Annotated in this window: 17 protein-coding genes; 12 read left to right on the forward strand and 5 right to left on the reverse strand. The window is 69.8% G+C overall.

Features of this window, described 5'->3' with window-relative positions:
- Window positions 1-13: 13 nt before the first annotated feature.
- The 3 genes from PIQ37_RS09500 to PIQ37_RS09510 form a co-directional block, all read right to left on the reverse strand.
- A complete protein-coding gene (locus PIQ37_RS09500) occupies window positions 14-1,951 on the reverse strand; it encodes a sialate O-acetylesterase (RefSeq protein ID WP_342073264.1) in 1,938 nt (645 codons plus the stop codon).
- 79 nt (window positions 1,952-2,030) lie between these two features.
- Entirely contained in the window at window positions 2,031-4,967 is a 2,937-nt protein-coding gene (locus PIQ37_RS09505; protein WP_342073265.1) for a TonB-dependent receptor, read from the reverse strand.
- A 287-nt stretch (window positions 4,968-5,254) separates the two neighbouring features.
- Window positions 5,255-6,217 (reverse strand): LysR substrate-binding domain-containing protein, encoded by a 963-nt coding sequence (locus PIQ37_RS09510; protein ID WP_342073266.1) that lies wholly within the window; start codon window positions 6,215-6,217, stop codon window positions 5,255-5,257.
- Between the two features lie 283 nt (window positions 6,218-6,500).
- Between PIQ37_RS09510 and PIQ37_RS09515 the strand changes: the two genes are divergently transcribed.
- The 5 genes from PIQ37_RS09515 to fdxA all read left to right on the forward strand — a co-directional run bounded on the left by PIQ37_RS09515 (window position 6,501) and on the right by fdxA (window position 10,513).
- Entirely contained in the window at window positions 6,501-7,121 is a 621-nt protein-coding gene (locus PIQ37_RS09515; protein ID WP_342073267.1) for a 2-dehydro-3-deoxy-6-phosphogalactonate aldolase, read from the forward strand.
- Window positions 7,118-8,269 carry a galactonate dehydratase gene (gene dgoD, locus PIQ37_RS09520; protein ID WP_342073268.1) on the forward strand — a complete coding sequence of 384 codons (1,152 nt, stop codon included), beginning with the start codon at window positions 7,118-7,120 and terminating at the stop codon, window positions 8,267-8,269. Before PIQ37_RS09515 ends, dgoD begins: the two co-directional genes overlap by 4 nt.
- A 4-nt stretch (window positions 8,270-8,273) precedes the next feature.
- A complete protein-coding gene (locus PIQ37_RS09525) occupies window positions 8,274-9,197 on the forward strand; it encodes an SMP-30/gluconolactonase/LRE family protein (protein WP_342073269.1) in 924 nt (307 codons plus the stop codon).
- Complete coding sequence (locus tag PIQ37_RS09530; RefSeq protein ID WP_342073270.1) at window positions 9,194-10,093, forward strand: 2-dehydro-3-deoxygalactonokinase; 900 nt, start codon at window positions 9,194-9,196, stop codon at window positions 10,091-10,093. The genes PIQ37_RS09525 and PIQ37_RS09530 overlap by 4 nt, the downstream gene beginning before the upstream one ends.
- Before the next feature lie 96 nt (window positions 10,094-10,189).
- Window positions 10,190-10,513 carry a ferredoxin FdxA gene (gene fdxA, locus PIQ37_RS09535; RefSeq protein WP_017909525.1) on the forward strand — a complete coding sequence of 108 codons (324 nt, stop codon included), beginning with the start codon at window positions 10,190-10,192 and terminating at the stop codon, window positions 10,511-10,513.
- A 382-nt stretch (window positions 10,514-10,895) separates the two neighbouring features.
- Here fdxA and PIQ37_RS09540 read toward each other — a convergent pair whose 3' ends face one another.
- Together PIQ37_RS09540 and dapA are read right to left on the reverse strand one after the other, a co-directional pair.
- Complete coding sequence (locus PIQ37_RS09540; protein ID WP_342073271.1) at window positions 10,896-11,420, reverse strand: hypothetical protein; 525 nt, start codon at window positions 11,418-11,420, stop codon at window positions 10,896-10,898.
- Window positions 11,421-11,437: 17 nt separating this feature from the next.
- Window positions 11,438-12,346 (reverse strand): 4-hydroxy-tetrahydrodipicolinate synthase, encoded by a 909-nt coding sequence (dapA, locus tag PIQ37_RS09545; RefSeq protein WP_342073272.1) that lies wholly within the window; start codon window positions 12,344-12,346, stop codon window positions 11,438-11,440.
- Between the two features lie 166 nt (window positions 12,347-12,512).
- On the opposite strand from dapA, the gene PIQ37_RS09550 reads away from it, so the two are divergent.
- The 7 genes from PIQ37_RS09550 to PIQ37_RS09580 all read left to right on the forward strand — a co-directional run bounded on the left by PIQ37_RS09550 (window position 12,513) and on the right by PIQ37_RS09580 (window position 18,083).
- Window positions 12,513-13,088, forward strand: coding sequence for a glycine cleavage system protein R (locus PIQ37_RS09550; RefSeq protein ID WP_087943489.1), 576 nt, complete (start codon window positions 12,513-12,515; stop codon window positions 13,086-13,088).
- A 65-nt stretch (window positions 13,089-13,153) separates the two neighbouring features.
- The gene (locus tag PIQ37_RS09555; RefSeq protein ID WP_342073273.1) at window positions 13,154-13,633 is read left to right on the forward strand and encodes a peroxiredoxin; all 480 of its coding nucleotides are present in this window, start codon (window positions 13,154-13,156) and stop codon (window positions 13,631-13,633) included.
- Window positions 13,634-13,715: 82 nt separating this feature from the next.
- The gene (locus tag PIQ37_RS09560; protein ID WP_342073274.1) at window positions 13,716-15,116 is read left to right on the forward strand and encodes a PhoH family protein; all 1,401 of its coding nucleotides are present in this window, start codon (window positions 13,716-13,718) and stop codon (window positions 15,114-15,116) included.
- 29 nt (window positions 15,117-15,145) lie between these two features.
- Window positions 15,146-15,607 carry a hypothetical protein gene (locus tag PIQ37_RS09565; RefSeq protein ID WP_342073298.1) on the forward strand — a complete coding sequence of 154 codons (462 nt, stop codon included), beginning with the start codon at window positions 15,146-15,148 and terminating at the stop codon, window positions 15,605-15,607.
- Window positions 15,608-15,691: 84 nt separating this feature from the next.
- Window positions 15,692-16,360, forward strand: a complete 669-nt coding sequence (locus PIQ37_RS09570; RefSeq protein ID WP_267081517.1) for a YoaK family protein — start codon at window positions 15,692-15,694, stop codon at window positions 16,358-16,360.
- A 47-nt stretch (window positions 16,361-16,407) separates the two neighbouring features.
- Window positions 16,408-17,217 (forward strand): bifunctional hydroxymethylpyrimidine kinase/phosphomethylpyrimidine kinase, encoded by an 810-nt coding sequence (gene thiD / locus PIQ37_RS09575; RefSeq protein WP_342073275.1) that lies wholly within the window; start codon window positions 16,408-16,410, stop codon window positions 17,215-17,217.
- Entirely contained in the window at window positions 17,214-18,083 is an 870-nt protein-coding gene (locus PIQ37_RS09580; protein WP_342073276.1) for an alpha/beta hydrolase family protein, read from the forward strand. Before thiD ends, PIQ37_RS09580 begins: the two co-directional genes overlap by 4 nt.
- The last annotated feature ends 48 nt before the right edge of the window (window positions 18,084-18,131 follow it).

The raw sequence follows: 18,131 nt of genomic DNA on the forward strand, positions 1-18,131 counted from the left end.
CGTGTACCCTGCCTCACCAGCTGTCGGTGCGGAACGGACCCACCGGCAACTGCTCGCGGTTGACCAGGTCGGCGTCTTCGGGGTTTTCGCTCCAGGCGTAGCGTAGCGCCTGCGGCTGCGGCACTTCGTCGCTGCGCACCACAACCTGATCGCCCTCGATGCGTGCCTGCGCCGGATGGAAGCGGCGATCGGCACCGGCCAGGGCGAAGCCGTGCACCGCGCCGCCACCGTCGCGCACCGCCAGCGCGCTGCCCATCATGTCGAACATTACCCGCGCCTGGCCGTCGGCGAATGTGGCGCGCACGAATACCGGCGCGCTGTAGACCAGCGTTTCGCCGTAGGCCACGTGCCGTGCGACCAGCGCCAGGCGATGCCCCACGTCCTGCTTGTTGGTGGGATGGATGTTGTCCGGCATGCCGATGTCGATGGTCACCGCCTGCCCGGTCGCCGGCAGCGCCAGCGTCCGGGTCTGCGATTCGCGCAGTTGCGCCCAGGGGCTCAGGTCGCCCTGGTCGTTGCCGGCCTTCCAGTTGGCCAGTTGCACCCACAGGAACGGCAGTTGCGGTTGCCCGCGCTCCTGCCGCCAGCGCCCGATCAGCGACGCGAACTGCTCGCGATAGCGCAGCGCGCCATACGGGTAGGCGTTGCTCTCGCCCTGGTACCAGATCACGCCCTTGACCGGGAACGGCTGCAGGGGGTGGATCATCGCGTTGTACAGCAACGTCGGGATCTGGTTCTTGTCGTCGTTGGCGGCCAGGGTGACCTTGCCCGGACGGAACCGCCAGTCGCCGGCGAGCGAGCGCGGCTGGCCGCCATCGGGCTGCACGAAGAACGCCGCCGCATCGCCGGGAATGCCGCCGAAGCCGCCGGTATCCAGGATCCGGATCGCGACGTGGTTGACCCCGGCACGCAGCGCCGAGGGCGGCACGCGGTAGCGACGCGGCTCGGTGTAGCGCCCTTCGGTGTGGCCGACTTCCACGCCGTTGACGTAAGTGGTGTCGGCATCGTCCGCCGGCCCGATCCCCACGACCGCACCGGCCTTGGCCTCGGCCGCGCTCAGGGTGAAGCTGGTGCGATACCAGGCGACGCCATCCATGCCGACGTAGCCGTGCTGTTCCCACAGCCCCGGCAGCGGTTGGCGATCCCAGTCGCGGTCGTCCAGATCGGCGGCGGCCCAACCGGCATCCGCCTGCGCGTCCGTCGCCTGCGGCCAGCGCGCCAGCCGCCGCCGGGTCTCGCCCAGATCCTGTGCGTCCTTGGCCTGCATCTGCGCGATGCGCGTACGTACCTGCGCCGCGTCCACGCCCGGCGAGGCCGCGTCCATCCACGCCTCGATCGCGCTGCCGCCCCAGGTGCTGTCGATGATGCCGATCGGCACGCCGGTGTGCTGGCGCAGGTCGCGTGCGAAGAAGTACGCCACCGCCGAGAACGCGCCAGCGGTGGCCGGCGTGGCCGCGACCCAGTTGCCGCCGGGCAGCCGCGGCTGCGGTTGCGCCGCCCAGGCCTTGGGCACCTTGAAGTTGCGCAGCTGCGGATCCGTCGCCGCCGCCACCTCGCGTGCGCCGTCGCGCGCCTGCGCCAGCGGCCACTCCATGTTGGACTGGCCGCTGGCCAGCCACACGTCACCGATCAGCACATCGCCGATGCGCCGCTGGCTGCCGTCGCCCTGCACCTCCAGCAGGTACGGGCCACCGGCCGCATGCGCCGGCAACTGCAATTGCCAGCGGCCATCGTCACCCGCGACCGCACTGGCGCTGGCGCCGTCCAGGCGCGCCTGGATGCGTGCGCCGGGCGTGGCCCAGCCCCACACGGGAATCGGCGCATCGCGCTGCAGGACGGCGCCGTCGGCGAACAGCAAGGGCAGTTGCAGTTCCGCCGCGGCTGGCCATGATGCGAACGCCAGGGCCAGCAGCGCCAGGCGGCGAACGGTGGGATGCAGCGGTCTTGCCATGAGCGGCTCCTACGTCGGGGGAAAGGCCGGCAGCGGCCGCCCGCTCGGGCAGGCGGTCCGCGTGCCGGACGCCGCGCGCCTACCAGTTGGCGCGCAATACCAGCGAGTAGCGGCGATCGTTGACGAACCAGCTGCGCGTGTACAGGCGGCGGTCGACCTCGCCGTCGCTGTACGAGGTCGGCCCCATCAGCACCTTGGTCTCCGCGTTGGTGAGGTTGTTGGCCTGGATGCCCAACTGCAGGTGCGGGGTGAAGCGGTAGAACACCGAGCCGTCGAGCTGGCCGTAGTCGTCCGACCAGGTCGGCAGCTTGGTCGCCACGTCGCTGGCGGTGAGCAGGTAGCGCGAGCGCCAGTTGTAGGCCAGGCGCACCGACAGCGGTCCTTTCTCGTAGATGCCGGCGAGGTTGTAGCTGCGCCGCGACAGGCCTTCCAGCGGCAACGCCACGCCGGTGACAGTGGTCTTGGTGTACGGATCGGTGGCCGTGTTCACGCCGCCGCTGCTGTCGACGAAGGTGAAGTTGGCATTGACGCCGAAGCCGCTCATCCAGCCCGGCAGCGAATCGAAGAACTGGGTGTAGCCGTACTCGAAGCCGCGGATGCGGCCCTTGTCCATGTTGTACGGGCGCGTCACCAGGAAATCCTGGCCGCCGTAGTTCTCGGTGACGGTCTGGTTGGAGAAGTAGTCCTTGACGCTCTTGTAGAACAGCGTCAGGTACATCATGTCACTGCTGTCGAAGTACCACTCCAGTGCCGCGTCGTACTGGTCGGCCTTCATCGGCTTGAGGTTGGGATTGCCGGCGGTGCCGGTCCAGTCCTTCGGCGAGCCGTCGTCGTTCATGGTGGCAGCCAACAGCAGGTATGGCTGCAACTGGGTGTAGTCCGGCCGCGCCATCGCCTTGGACGCGGCCAGGCGCAGCTGCAGCGCATCGGAGAACTTGAAGCGCAGGTTGAAGCTCGGCAGCACGTCGGTGTAGCGGCCCTGCGCGTAGTTCTGGAAGTACTGGCCGTAGTACCGGGACTTGAGGTCGCCCGAGGCCGAGGTGGCGGAGAGGTCCGGGTACTGGCCGTAGCCCGCTGCCTCGGTCTTGGTCTGCACCACGCGCACGCCGATGTTGCCGTCCACCGGCACGCCCAGCGCGTCGTCGTTGCCGAAGTACATCACCATGTATGCGGCCTGGGTGCGCTCGAACTGGCGGTTGGTGTCCTGCAACTGGTACTGGTCCGGGGCCCAGCCATAACCGCGCAGCGCAACGATCTGCTCGATCAACGCCGAGGTGCCGGCGTAGTCCTTGACCGCGCTGTTGCGCGGAAAGACCAGTTGGGTCGGCACGTTCACCTTGCCGCGGAACAGGTTCGAGTAGGTGTACAGCGACGACGAGGCGGTCATGTAGCTGGCCAGGTCGGCCAGGCCGGTCGCCGGGCCGGGGATGGTGGCCCAGTTGTCGGTGATCACGCCCCAGTTGTAGCCGGAGTTCTTGTTGGTCTGGGTCCGATCGGTGGCGCGGATGCCGGCGCGGAAGGTACGCAGCCACGGGTTGTCGTCGTAGCTGTATTCCAGGTCGAAGCGCGTGGCCAGTTCGCGGCCGCGGTTCTTCGCCAGGTGGTCCATCGCCGCGCTCCAGAAATAGTTGGAGGGGCTGGCGGTGTAACCGGGGTCGGCCAGGGTCACCGCCGGGTAGCGGCCACCGAGGTCCACGTTCAGGCCTGGCAGGTAGATCGAACTGAACAAGGTGAAATCCAGCACGTCGCTCTGCGAGCGCACCAGTTGCATGTCGCCGCGCACGGTCAGCCGGTCGGTCAGGCGATGGCTGAAGCCGCCTGACAGGTCGGAGGTGGTGGTGCTCTGCTGGGCATAGCGGTTGTCGGTGTAGAAGCGCACGCCGTCGTTGCCGGTGACGTTGCCGCGCCAGGAGTTGGACACCGGCGAGCCGCTGACGAACCGGCCTTCGCTGTCGTAGGTGAAGGTGGTGCCCGGCGCCGGCACGATGGCGTTGGTGTCGTCGTTGAAGAACGCGGCGCGGTCGCGCCAGTTCATGTCGTAGGACGAGCGCAGGTACTGCACATAAATGTCGGTGGCGTCGCTGGGGCGCCACTGGAACGCAGCGGCCACGCCCTTGCGCTTGCGCTCGAAGTCCATCTGCCGCCAGTTGACCCCACCCGGCACGTAGACCTTGTCGAACGTGGTGCCGGCCAGCAACGCGGGATCGGTGCGACGCACGAACGGCTCGACCTGGATGCCGTCGCTGCGCGTGGCCAGCTCCGAATGCGCGACATCCAGCATGAGGCCCATCTCGCCGAGCCCGGTGCTCCAGCGATCGCTGAACAGGAACGAGCCCGACGGCTTGTAGGTCTTGCTCAGATCGCCGTAGTTGGCGTCGGCGGTGAAGCCGATCACCCGGCCGGGCTGGTCGAACGGCATGCGCGTGCGCAGGTTGACCGTGCCGCCGAGGCCGCCTTCGATGATCTCCGCCGACGGGTTCTTGTACACGTCCACGCCGGCCATCAGCTCGGCCGGCACGTCCTCGAAACTGAGCCCGCGCCCGCTGGCGGCGCTGAAGCTGTCGCGGCCGTTGAGTTCGCCGCGCACCTGGGTCATGCCGCGGATCATCACTCCGCTGCCTTCGGCCGAAAAGTGGTCCGGATCGTTGCGCGCCATGAAGTGATCGATGGTCACGCCGCTGACCCGCTGCAGGGTCTCGGTGACGCTGCGGTCCGGCAATGCGCCGATGTCCTCGGCGCTGACCGAATCGACGATCTGCTCGGCATCGTGCTTGATCGATTGCGACTTGATCAGGCTGCCGCGCACGCCCTTGACCTCGACCGCATCGAGCTGGGTCACCGGGTCGCCCTTCTTGCGCGCGGCAGGCGGTGCGCTCGCCGGCTCCGCCTCCTGCGCCAGTGCCTGTGCGCTGAGCAGCAGGCCGATGCTCAGCGCGATGAGCGAACGCGGCAAAACACGGGGACGACGTGACGCTGCGGTCGGCAGAGCCGGACCACAAGAATGCTGCGATGCCATGCTGTTTCCCTCCCAGGAGACATGCACACAGACACGGGCGACGGTCGCACCAGGGCGCCGTCCTGCGAGTTGTGACGGCCTCGGTCTCAGCCGCTGCCGTATCGGATGGCGCCGCTGCGCAGAGTGGCAGGTCGGTCGCTAGCGCGATCGGCCGAGACTAGGAATGCGCCTGGCGTGAAACAAATGAAAAATTCCCGTCAAGCTATGCGATTCCCGACTAGCGGGATGCGCACCACGGCATGTCTACGAAATCGTCCGGTTGCAGCGTGCAGCGCCCGCGGAGGCATTCAAATACTCGCCGCCCGTTCGGGATACAGCCGCTTGGCGGCATTGCGCAACGCCAGCAACACGCGTTCGGCGCCAGGCGGCAACAGATAGTCGCGACGGCGCACGATGCCGAACGATTCCATGCGCACGCCCAGCGTGATCGGCAGTACCGTCAGCAGCTTGGCCTGCACATACGGCGCCACCGCCTCGGCCGGCAGCGCGGCAAGCAGGTCGCTGCCGCGCAGCAGGCTGGTCATCACCGGCAGCGACGAGGTCTCGATGACGTTCTGCGGCGCCGGCACCGCGTGCTCCAGGAACATCGCGTCCAGGCGCGCACGCAGCACGCTGTCGGCCGGCGGCAGCACCCAGCCGTAGCGGGCCAGGTCGGCATGGCGCAGGTCGGCGCGGGTGGACAGCGGGTGGCCGGCGCGCGCGATCACCGAGTGCGGCTCGTCGGCCAGCGGCTCGAACTCCAGCGCCTCGGCGCCGTAGGGGCCGAGGATGCGGCCGATCACGATGTCGAGCTGGCCGTCGAGCAGCTTGGCCACCAGCGGCCGGCTGTAGTCCATCTCCACCCGCACCAGGATGCCGGGGAACTCGCGCTTGACCTCGGCGATGGCCTGCGGCACCAGGTTGGTGCCCGGATTGACCACGGTGCCGATCGAGACCTGGCCCATGCGCCCTTCGCACAGTGCGGCGATCTCTTCCTGGGCACGGCCGATCTCCGACATCGCCGCGCGCGCGCGGCGGATCAGCACCTGCCCGTACCAGGTCGGTTCGACCCCGCGCGCGTGGCGCTCGAACAGCTTCACCCCCAGCAGGTCCTCCATTTCCGCCAGCAGCTTGGACGCCGCCGGCTGGGTCATGCTGGCCGCCTCGGCCGCGCGCAGCACCGAGCGATGCTCGTGCAACTGCAGCAGCAGCAACAGATGCCGGGTCTTCAGGCGCGCGGCATTGAACCAGGGATTGGCAGAGGCATTCATCGTGGGCAGGCGTCCTGGGGGAGCGGAGCCGCGTATTCGGCGGCGGAATAGAATATGCCTAAAATTTCATTTGCAGAGCATAGCTCACGCGCGCAGGCTACGGCCCATCGCGCCCCCGCTGGCGTCGCCGTCGTCGGGCACCGGCCCGCCGGCAGCGGAGGTTGTCGGGTGGAGCCAGCGCGCCGACGCATGGCGCGGACTGCAGCGGCCCCGCCGTCCGGTCCCGCCGCTGCGCCGCATTGGCCGGGCGCTTCCGTCACCGCCGTTTCTGCCAGGTATTCCGATGTCCGCCGCCTCCCCGTTCCGACTCCCGCTGATCGCGATCCTGCGCGGTCTCACCCCCGAGGACGCGCTGGCGCACGTCGGGGCGCTGGCCGACGCCGGCTACGACGCGATCGAGATCCCGCTCAACTCGCCGCGCTGGGCCGACAGCATCGGCCCGGCCGCACAGGCATTCGGGCAGCGCTGCTGGATCGGCGGCGGCACGGTGCTGCAGATCGGCGACGTCGACGCGCTGGCCGATCTGGGCGCGCGCTTCATCGTCACCCCCAACACGCGCCCGCCGGTGATCCGCCACGCGGTGGCGCGCGGGATGCAGGTGGTGGCCGGCTTCGCCACCGCCACCGAGGCGTTCGACGCGCTGGACGCCGGCGCGCAGATGCTCAAGCTGTTCCCCGCCGCCACCTACGGCCCCGGCCACGTGCGCGCCCTGCGCGCGGTGCTGCCGGCGCAAGTGCCGCTGTTCGTGGTCGGCGGCGTCAACACCGAGACCCTGCACGACTACCTGGCCGCCGGCGCGATCGGTGCCGGCATCGGCGGCGAGCTGTACCGCCCCGGCCAGCCGCTGACACAGACCCAGGCGCACGCCGCCGCCTTCCGCCACGCCTATCTGGACCGCGCATGAAGATCGTCCGCCTCACCACCTACCACGCCGCGCCGCGCTGGCTGTTCCTGAAGGTCGAGACCGACGAGGGCATCACCGGCTGGGGCGAGCCGGTCATCGAAGGCCGCGCGCGCAGCGTCGAGGCCGCGGTGCGCGAACTCGGCGACAGCCTGATCGGCAAGGACCCGGCGCGGATCAACGACATCTGGCAGATGCTGTACCGGGGCGGTTTCTACCGCGGCGGCCCGATCCTGATGAGCGCCATCGCCGGCATCGACCAGGCGCTGTGGGACATCAAGGGCAAGACGCTGGGCGTACCGGTGTACGAACTGCTGGGCGGGCGCGTGCGCGACCGCATGAAGACCTATCGCTGGGTCGGCGGCGACCGTCCGGCGGCGACCATCGCGCAGATCCAGGGCTACCGCGACCTCGGCTTCGACACCTTCAAGTTCAACGGCACCGAGGAAATGAAGCTGATCGACGGCCCGCGCGCGGTGGATGCCGCGGTGGCCAAGGTCGCGCAGATCCGCGAGGCGTTCGGCACCGCCATCGACTTCGGCATCGACTTCCACGGCCGCGTCGCCGCGCCGATGGCGCGCGTGCTGCTGCGCGAACTGGAGCCGTTCAAGCCGCTGTTCGTCGAGGAGCCGGTGCTGCCCGAGCAGGCCGAGTACTACCCGCGGCTGGCTGCGTCCACGCCGATCCCGCTGGCGGCCGGCGAGCGCATGTTCTCGCGTTTCGACTTCAAGCCGGTGCTGCAGGCCGGCGGCCTGTCGCTGCTGCAGCCGGACCTCTCGCATGCCGGCGGCATCACCGAATGCCTGAAGATCGCCAGCATGGCCGAGGCCTACGAGGTCGGCCTGGCGCCGCACTGCCCGCTCGGCCCGGTGGCGCTGGCCGCGTGCCTGCAGGTGGATTTCGTCTCGCACAACGCGGTGCTGCAGGAACAGAGCATCGGCATCCACTACAACGAAGGCGCCGACCTGCTCGACTACGTGATCAACAAGGACGACTTCGCCTGCGACAATGGCGGCAGCATCGCCGCATTGCCCAAACCGGGCCTCGGCGTGGAAATCGACGAGGAGCGCCTGCGCCATGCCAACGCCAACCCACCCGACTGGCACAACCCCATCTGGCGTCACGCCGACGGCAGCATCGCCGAATGGTGAGCCGATGAACGTCTCTCTTCCGCCCCGCCACACCGCCACGCTGGCGGTGGACAGCCGCTGTGCGCATGGCGAAGGCATGCTGTGGTGCGAGCGCCGCGGCGTGCTGTTCTGGGTCGACATCAGCGGCCGCCGCCTGTGGCGCCACGATCCGGCCAGCAATGTCAGCCGTCATTGGGACCTGCCCGATCGTCCCGGCTGCCTGGGCCTGTTCGACGACGGCCGCCTGCTGCTGGCACTGGCCAAGGGCGTGTACGCGGCCGATCCGGATGCCGCCGCCGAGACCGACGGCGCGTTGCCGCTGCAGCACCTGGCGGACGTGGAACCGGAGCGCGACGACACCCGCAGCAACGACGGCCGCGCCGATCGCCACGGCAACTTCGTGTTCGGCACCATGAGCGAACGCGAGGACCAGGCGCCAGTCGGCAGCTTCTACCAATGGTCCGCACGCCACGGCCTGCGCCGCCTGCCGCTGCCGGGCGTGGCCATCCCCAACGCGATCTGCTTCAGCGCCGATGGCCGCACCCTGTACTACTGCGATTCGGTGCAGCCGCGCATCCTCTGCTGCGGCTACGACCCAGACAGCGCGCACACCGCCAACAGCCGCGTGTTCGCCGAACTGGATCATGCCGGTGCCGAGCCGGACGGTGCCATCGTCGACGCCGAAGGCCACCTGTGGAACGCGCAATGGCGCGCCTGGCAGGTGGTGCGATATCGCCCCGACGGCAGCGTCGAGCGCCGCGTCGCCCTGCCGGTCAAGCATCCCACCTGCCCCGCCCTCGGCGGTGCCGATGGCGGCACCCTGTTCCTGAGCACCTCGCGGCAGGACCACAGCGACGACGAACTGGCGCGCACGCCGCAGGCCGGCGGCGTGTACGTGGCCGCGGTGGGCATCGCCGGCCTGCCCGAAGGACGCATCGCCAGCGCATGATCGTCGTCGATTGGGGCACCAGCAGCCTGCGCGGCTATCGGCTCGACGCCGAGGGCGGCATCCTTGACCAGCGCCGCAGCGACCAGGGCATCGCCGCCTGCCAGGGCCGTTTCGCCGAGACCCTGGCCATCCTGATCGACGGCTGGGACGGCGACGTCGTCCTGTGCGGAATGATCGGTAGCCGCAACGGCTGGATCGAACTGCCGTACGCGCCCTGCCCGGCCGACGCCGCCGCGCTGGCCGCGGCGATGCAGCCGCTGCAGGATCCTGCATTGCCCGGACGCACGCTGTGGTTCGTGCCCGGCGTGGCCAGCGACGCCGACGCCGTGCCGGACGTGATGCGCGGCGAGGAGACCCAGTTGATCGGCCTGCTCGCGTTGCTCGCTCAGGAACCGCCGACGGCCGAGGCCCACCACGTCTGCCTGCCCGGCACCCACAGCAAGTGGGTGACGCTGCAGGACGGCCGCATCGCCTCGGTGGCGACGATGATGACCGGCGAACTGTATGCGCTTCTGCGCACGCACAGCCTGCTGGCGCGCTTGATGGATGCCGACGACGGCGGCTTCGATGCAACCGCGTTCGATGCCGGCGTGCAGCGCAGCGGCGAGCCCGGCGGCCTGCTGCACCATCTGTTCGGCGTGCGCAGCCTGGGCCTGTTCGACCGCCTGAGCGGCACCGCGGCACCGTCCTATCTGTCCGGCCTGCTGATCGGCCACGAACTGCGCGCGCACCCCGTCTTGCCGCCGGTGGTGCACCTGGTCGGCGGCAGCGGCCTGCTGGCGCGCTACGCGCATGCCCTGGCCAAGCTCGGCAGCCGCGTGCGCACCCACCCCGAGGATCTGGCCGCACGCGGCCTGTATCGGCTGGCGCAGCAGCACGGCGGCCTGGCCGGCTGAGCCACGCGCGCCGGCCGTGCCCTCCCGGCGCCTTGCACACACGGCGGCAACCGCCGCTTTGCATTAGAATCACCGGGTTAATCGCCGGATCGAGCCATGCCTTTCGTCGTCACCGAAAACTGCATCAAGTGCAAATACACCGACTGCGTGGAAGTGTGCCCCGTGGATTGCTTCCACGCCGGCCCGAACTTCCTGGTGATCGATCCGGACGAGTGCATCGACTGCACCCTGTGCGAGCCGGAATGCCCGGCCAACGCCATCTATCCCGAAGACGACGTGCCGGCCGGCCAGGAAGGCTTCGTCGCGCTCAACGCGGAACTGGCCAAGGCCTGGCCGGTGCTGACCACGCGCCAGGAACCGCTGCCCGACGCCGCCGAGTGGGACGGCAAGCCGAACAAGCTGCCGCTGCTGCAGAAGTAATCCCGCCGCGGATTCTGCCAAGGCGCCGCCCGCCAGACCGTACAAAACCGTAGAGGCAAGCTGCGGCTTCAGGCCGCCTCTGACAACTCGCGTTGCCGCCGCTCAATCGGACACGCGGTTACACCCTCGTAGGACGCGAGGCTTCGCCCGTACCCTCATCCGCCCCTTCGGGGCACCTTCTCCCGAGGGGAGAAGGAAGAAGCCGAAGCCCCTCTCCCACCGGGAGAGGGGTTGGGGTGAGGGTACGGCACGCAGCGTCGCGCTGAAGCAAGGAACGGCGCTTGCCCTTGCACTCCTTTCTCGCCGAACGAAAACGGGCGCACTGCGGCGCCCGTTTTGCGTTCTGCAACAGATCCGGCGCACGCGCCGAACCCGCACCGGCTCAATGGCCCAGCTTGGCCTTCAGCGCCGCGACCAGCTTGACCGGTGCTTCGCCGGTGGCCGGCAGGCCGCGCGGGTCCACCGCCGAGACGTACACGCCGGCATCCACCGCCACCACGCGTACCAGGAAGTTGCTGCCTTCGTAGGCCACGTCGTAGGAACCCAGCAGCTGCGCGCGGCTGGCGATGGTGACGCCTTCGATGCCGCCCAGCGCGTCGCCGACCTGGCCGAACACCTGGTCGCGCGTCCCCGGCACCACGAAGCCGCTGTTCGACGCCGCCGGGGCCTGGCCGGCCGGGGCCGCAGGACGCTGCGCCGAGGCCAGCGCCGGCACCTTCATCGCCGCCGAGGTATCGGGCGAGGTCAGATCTGGCGGCACTTCCAGCGGGCGCATGTCGGGCGCCAGCGCGTAGTCGCCGCGCGGCTTGCCCTTGTGGAACCAGCTGCAACCGCTGGTGGCCGCGACCAGGGTGGTCGCCAGGACGGCGGCCGACAGCACGCGGACGTAGGGAACGGAAGCACGCATCAATCAATCTCCTGAAGTCAGGCCGCGAGCGTTTCGCGGCTGGATAGGTCTTCCAACGCGGCAGCGTCGGCGGCAAGTCGGTCGGCCGTGGCGTGGTGCGCCGCGGACAGCGGCAGCAGCGGCAGCCGCAGGCCGTGGCCGATCCCGGCGCGCTGCAGCAGCGCCTTGACCGGGATCGGGTTGGATTCGATGCCGCAGAACGCATGGAACGGCTGCAGCCGCGCATCCCAGGCTTGCGCGGGCTCGGCCTGGCGCGCGCGCGCCAGGTCGCACAGGCGCCGGTAGGCGCGCGGCAAGGCATTGGAGGCGACCGAGATCAGCCCGTCGTAGCCGGCCAACATCGCCTGCGCGGCGCTGCCGTCGTCGCCGCTGAACACGGCAAAGCGATCGCTGCGCAGGGCGGCGAGCGCGGCGATGCGCTGCGGGTCGCTGCTGGCATCCTTGATGCCGACGATGTTCGGGTGCTGCGCCAGCTGCGCCACGGTTTCCGGCAGCAGGTCGCAACCGGTGCGGCCGGGCACGTTGTACAGCACCACCGGCAGGCCGCCCTGCTCGGCGACCGCGGTGTAATGCGCGATCAGCCCGGCCTGGGTCGGGCGCACGTACGGCGGCGTCACCACCAGCGCGTACTGCGCGCCACCGGCGGCGGCGCGCTGGGTCAGCGCCACGGTCTTGGCGGTGCCGGACAGGCCGGTGCCGGCCAGCACCGGTAAGCGCCCGCCGATCGTCTGCACCGCCTCGCGCAGGATCCGGTCGTACTCCTCGTCCAGCAGCGTGGCCGCCTCGCCGGTCGATCCCGCCACCACCAACCCCTGCACGCCGCCGTCGAGCTGGCGTTTGAGCAGCCGCTGCCAGGCGTCGAGGTCGAGGTCGCCATTGCCCTGGAAGGGCGTGGCCAGGGCGGTGATGATGCCGGAGAGGGACAAGATGCCGGGTGCTCGCTGGGAGAAGAGGGCCGCGCAGGCTGCGCGGACGGGTCGGCCCCGCACGCGGGGCAGGGTCGCCCCGCATGTTACTTGCGGCCCGAAAGCGCGGGCAAGTATGCTGCACACCATGCCGGGCGACCGCCCGGATGCCGTTCAGCCTTACGCAATGCCGGAAGCCCCTTTGACCGACACCACGCCCCGGCCCGCGCCGACCGAAAACCACCTCCTGATCAACGCCTACACGACGCATCCGGAGTCGCCCTTGTTGCCGGTGACGCGTCGCATCGCCGACAGCGGCTGCAATCTCGTCGATGCGCGCCTGGCCACGGTCGGCCGCGACGTGTCGGTGACCGCGCTGGCGACCGGTTCGTGGGATTCGGTGGCCAAGCTCGAAGCCATGCTCACCCGCCTCGACCGCGAGGAAGGCATGAAGCTGGTGTGGTACCGCACCGGCGCCAAGCAGGCGCAGTCCAATCTGCTGCCGTACATCGTCGAAGTCATCGCCGCCGACAAACCGGGCATCCTGTTCCAGCTGGCCGACTTCTTCGACCGCCAGGGCATCACCATCGAGAACCTGCAGAGCACGCGCTACCGCGCCATGCAGACCGGCGCGGAGATGTTCTCGGCGCAGGTGACGATCGGGGTGCCGGCGAACATGCACATCGCCGCGCTGCGCGACGACTTCCTCGAGTTCTGCGACCACCTCAACCTGGACGCGATCATGGACCCGATGAAGTTCTGAGTGCGCCGCGCTGGACACCGACGCAATCGAACGCAGATGATGGCGATGCACGCGGAGGACACCCCATGAAGGACGGCGACACCCTGGACCGCAGCACGCTGGCCTTGCCGCTGGCGCTGTCCGGCGGCGCCAGCGCCACGCTCGGCGATTACGCCGGCCGCTGGCTGGTGCTGTATTTCTATCCGAAGGACAGCACGCCCGGCTGCACCACCGAGGGCATCGATTTCAATGCGCTGCTGCCGCAGTTCGAACAGGCCGGCGCCACCGTGCTCGGCGTGTCGCGCGACTCGGTGAAGTCGCACGACAACTTCTGCGCCAAGCAGGGCTTCCGCTTCGCCCTGGTCAGCGATGCCGACGAAGCGCTGTGCCGCGCCTTCGACGTGATCAAGGAAAAGAACATGTACGGCCGCCAGGTGCTGGGCATCGAGCGCAGCACCTTCCTGCTCTCGCCCACCGGCCAACTGGTCCGCAGCTGGCGCAAGGTCAAGGTTCCCGGCCACGCCCAGGCCGTGCTCGACGCGCTGCAGGCCGCCGCCCAGCAGTGACCACCGCCGTTTCCCGCACCCCGCATCGCCCTGCCCCGCAGGCAGCGATGGCGCGTCCCTGCTCCTCTTTCAGGAATCCATGATGACCCGAGGCAAGCGCATCTACGTGCTGGATACCAACGTGCTGATGCACGATCCGACCGCGCTGTTCAAGTTCGAGGAACACGACGTGTTCCTGCCGATGCAGGTGATCGAGGAACTGGACAATGCCAAGAAGGGCATGTCCGAAGTCAGCCGCAACGCGCGCCAGGTCAGCCGTTTCCTCAACGAGCTGATCGAGGGCGCCGGCGCCGAGCAGATCGAATCCGGCATTCCGCTCAGCCATCCGCAGGGCATCCAGCTCAAGAGCACCGGCGCCATCGGCCGGCTGTACTTCCAGGTGCGCCCGGTCGAGCCGGGGCGCAGCTTCGGCAGCGTCGCCCCGGACAACAAGATCCTGGCCGCGGTGCTGGCGCTGCGCGAGGAGCACCCGGAAACCCCGGTGATCCTGGTGTCCAAGGACATCAACCTGCGCATCAAGGCCGCGATCAGCGGCCTGGTCGCCGAGGACTACGAGAACGACCGCGCGCTCGACGATTTCAGCCTGCTCTACACCGGCGCGATCGAACTGCCGGAGGATTTCTGGCAGAAGCACAACCAGGACCTGCGCAGCTGGAGCGACAAGGGCCGCACCTGCTACGAGATCGCCCTGGCCGCCGACGAGGACTGGTATCCGAACCAGTACCTGTACCTGCCGGGCGAGGACGAAGTGGAACTGCGCGTGGTCAAGGTCAACGCCGAGCGCAAGGCGACGCTGGCGCTGGTCGACGACTTCCGCAGCGGCCAGCACGCGGTGTGGGGCATCGCCGCGCGCAACCGCGAGCAGAACTTCGCGCTCAACGCACTGATGGACCCGGAAATCGACTTCGTCACCCTGCTCGGCACCGCCGGCACCGGCAAGACCCTGCTGGCGCTGGCCGCCGGCCTGGCGCAGACCATGGACCAGCAACGCTACCGCGAGATCATCATGACCCGCGCCACGGTCAGCGTCGGCGAGGACATCGGCTTCCTGCCTGGCACCGAGGAAGAGAAGATGACGCCGTGGATGGGCGCGCTCACCGACAACCTGGAAGTACTCACCCACACCCAGGAAGGCGGCACCTGGGGCCGCCAGGCCACCAACGACCTGCTCGCCAGCCGCATCAAGATCCGCTCGATGAACTTCATGCGCGGGCGCACCTTCCTGTCGCGCTATCTGATTCTGGACGAGGCGCAGAACCTGACCCCGAAGCAGATGAAGACGCTGATCACCCGTGCCGGCCCCGGCACCAAGATCGTGTGCCTGGGCAACGTCGAGCAGATCGACACGCCGTACCTGACCGAGACCACCTCCGGCCTGACCTACGCGGTGGACCGCTTCAAGGCCTGGCCGCACAGCGCGCACATCACCCTGCGCCGCGGCGAGCGCTCGCGCCTGGCCGACTACGCCTCGGAGGTCCTGTGAACGCGGCGGCCGGCGTGCGCCTGGCAGGCATGGCGCTGGCCATGGCCCTGCTCGGCGCCTGCGCCACCGCGCGCGGGCCGGCCATGGTGCCGACCGCGGTCAAGGCCGGGCAGTCGTGGATCGTCACCCGCAACAGCACCGCGACGCAGGTGCTGGACACCTGCTCGCGCGACAGCCCGGCGCGCCAGGGCGGCGCGGTCACCGGCTACTGGATTCCGACCCCGGAGCAGATCGCGCAACTGGAAGCGCACCTGACGCAACTGCAGCCACAGATCGCCGATCCCACCGCGTCCGATCGCCAGTACGTCGGCATCCTGTACCGCGGCAAGCAGGCGATCTACGTCAACGCCTTCGCGCCGGACGACAGCAGCGAGCGCGATCCCACGGTCGACGCGGTCAAGGCCTGCGGCGGCGGCAACCGTTTCTGGGGCGCGGTCTACGACCCGGCGAGCGCCAGCTTCTCCGAGATCGCGGTCAACGGCGCACGTTGAGATGGCTGCGGTCAGGTGCCACTGGCGGCGTGCCGGGGCGGCCGCACAGCGCGGTCGCCGCGCCGCGGCCGCACCGCGCGCGGCATGAACCTGGAACTGCCCCGCTGGGCCTGGGCCTTCGCCGGCACGCTGGCCGCGGTCGCCGGCATGGTCAACGTGGTCGGCTATCTCGGCTTCGAACATCAGGCGGTCACCCACCTCACCGGCACTACGACCCTGCTCGGCGCGGCGCTGGCCGATGGCGACGCCCGCGCGATCGCGCAACTGGCCGGCGTGGTCCTGGCCTTCCTCGGCGGATCGATGCTCGGCGGCTTCATCGTGCAGGACAGCCGCCTGCGCCTGAGCCGCCGCTACGGCGTGGCGCTGGCGCTGGAGGCGCTGCTGCTGCTGGCCGCGATGCAGGCGTTCAAGCAGCAGCAACTCGCCGGCGCCGTGCTCGCGGCGATCGCCTGCGGCCTGCAGAACGCCACCACCACCATCTACAGCGGCGCGGTGGTGCGCACCACCCACCTCACCGGCATGTTCACCGATCTGGGCATCGGCCTGGGCCAGGCGCTGCGCGGCCTGCCGCTGCCGCGCCGGCGCATCCGCCTGAGCCTGCTGATCATCGGCGGTTTTCTGTGCGGCGGCGTGCTCGGTGCCTGGGCCTATCGGCAGGTCGGCTTCGACGCACTGCTCGGCCCCGCCCTGCTGACCGGCACGGTCGGCACGCTGTACGCGCTGCAGGCGCACTACCGCAGCCGCGAGCGCTGAAGGCGCGGCCGAGTGCATAACCCGCGCCGGCCCTGCACAATCGGCGCATGAGCGAACCCACCGTCGTCTCCGCACTGAGCATCGCCGGCACCGATTCCGGCGGCGGCGCCGGCATCCAGGCCGATCTCAAGACTTTCGCCGCGCACCGCGTGCACGGGCTGGCGGCGGCCGCCGCGCTGACCGCGCAGCACACCCGCGGCGTCACCGCGGTACACGTGCCGCCGCTGTCGTTCCTGCGCGCACAGATCGACGCCTGCTTCGCCGACTTCGACATCGCCGCGGTCAAGCTCGGCATGCTCGCTAACGCCGATGTGATCCACCTGGTCGCCGATGCGCTGGAAGAATATCGCCCACCGTGGGTGGTGCTGGACCCGGTGATGGTGGCCACCAGCGGCGCCAAGCTGCTGCAGGATGACGCGCTCGACGCACTGCGCAGCCGCCTGTTGCCGCTGGCGACGCTGGTGACGCCGAACGTACCGGAAGCGCAGTTGCTGCTCGGCCGCCCGATCGACACCGCCGACGACGCCGAGCACGCCACCGCCGCGCTGCTCGAGGCCGGCGCGCAGGCGGTGCTGCTCAAGGGCGGCCACCTGCAGGAAGGCCAGCGGGTGATCGACCGATACGACGACGGCGTCAGCCGCAGCGAGTTCAGCCATGCGCGGCTGCCGCTGGACGCGCACGGCACCGGCTGCACCCTGGCCGCGGCGATCGCCGCACAGCTGTGCCAGGGCCTGGCGCTGCCGGCCGCCTGCGAAGCGGCGATCGACTACGTGGCGCGCGCCTTGCGCGGCAGTTACCGGCCCGGCCGCAGCGACGTAGCGGTGCTGGACCACTTCGGCGCGGCGCGCGGCCCATGAGCGCAGCGCCCATCGCCGCGGCGGCGGTCGCCGAGCACGCCCTGCCCGTCGCCGCGGCCGACGGCCATCGCTGGAGCTTGCTGGCGCGCGTTCCCGCCGTGCCGCGGCAGGCGCTGCTGTGGCTGCCGGCGCTGGGCGTGGCTGCGCGCCACTACCTGCCGTTCGCCGAAACGCTGGCCGCACACGGCGTCGCGGTGTTCCTGCACGAATGGCGCGGCAACGGCAGCAGCACGCTGCGGCCGTCGCGGCAGTGCGACTGGGGCTATCGCGCCCTGCTGCAACTGGACCTGCCGGCCAGCCAGGCGGCGATCGGCGGGTGCGGGATCGCGGCGCCGCTGATCGTCGGCGGCCACAGCCTCGGCGGACAGCTCGCCTGCTGCCATGCCAGTCTGCAACCACAGGCCTTCGCCGCGCTGTGGCTGGTCGCCAGCGGCACGCCGTACTGGCGCCGGTTTCCCGCGCCGCGCGGCTATCTGCTGCCGTTGGCGTACCGCCTGCTGCCATGGCTGGCGCAGCGGCAAGGCGTGCTGCATGGACGCCGCCTGGGCTTCGGCGGCACCGAAGCGCGCGGCCTGATCGCCGATTGGGCGCGCGTCGGTCGGAGCGGCCGCTACGCCGCGGCCGGCCTGGCGATCGACCTGGAGGCGCAACTGGCGCACCTGACGGTGCCGGCGCGTGGCGTGGTGCTGCAGGACGACTGGCTGGCGCCGGAGAGCTCGCTGCGGGGCCTGCTGGACAAGCTGGCGTCGCCGGCAGCGCACATCCATCGCCTGGACACCACGCAACTGGGCGTGGCCGCCGACCATTTCGCCTGGATGAAGCGGCCTGCGGCCGTGGCCGCGGCGTTGCTGGTCGGGGATCGGTGAAATTTTTCCAGGAAGAGCATTGACGGGCCCGATCGACTCCCGCATAAT

It is taken from the genome of Xanthomonas protegens (genome assembly GCF_038442435.1).
In the GTDB taxonomy this organism is placed as follows: domain Bacteria; phylum Pseudomonadota; class Gammaproteobacteria; order Xanthomonadales; family Xanthomonadaceae; genus Xanthomonas_A; species Xanthomonas_A sontii.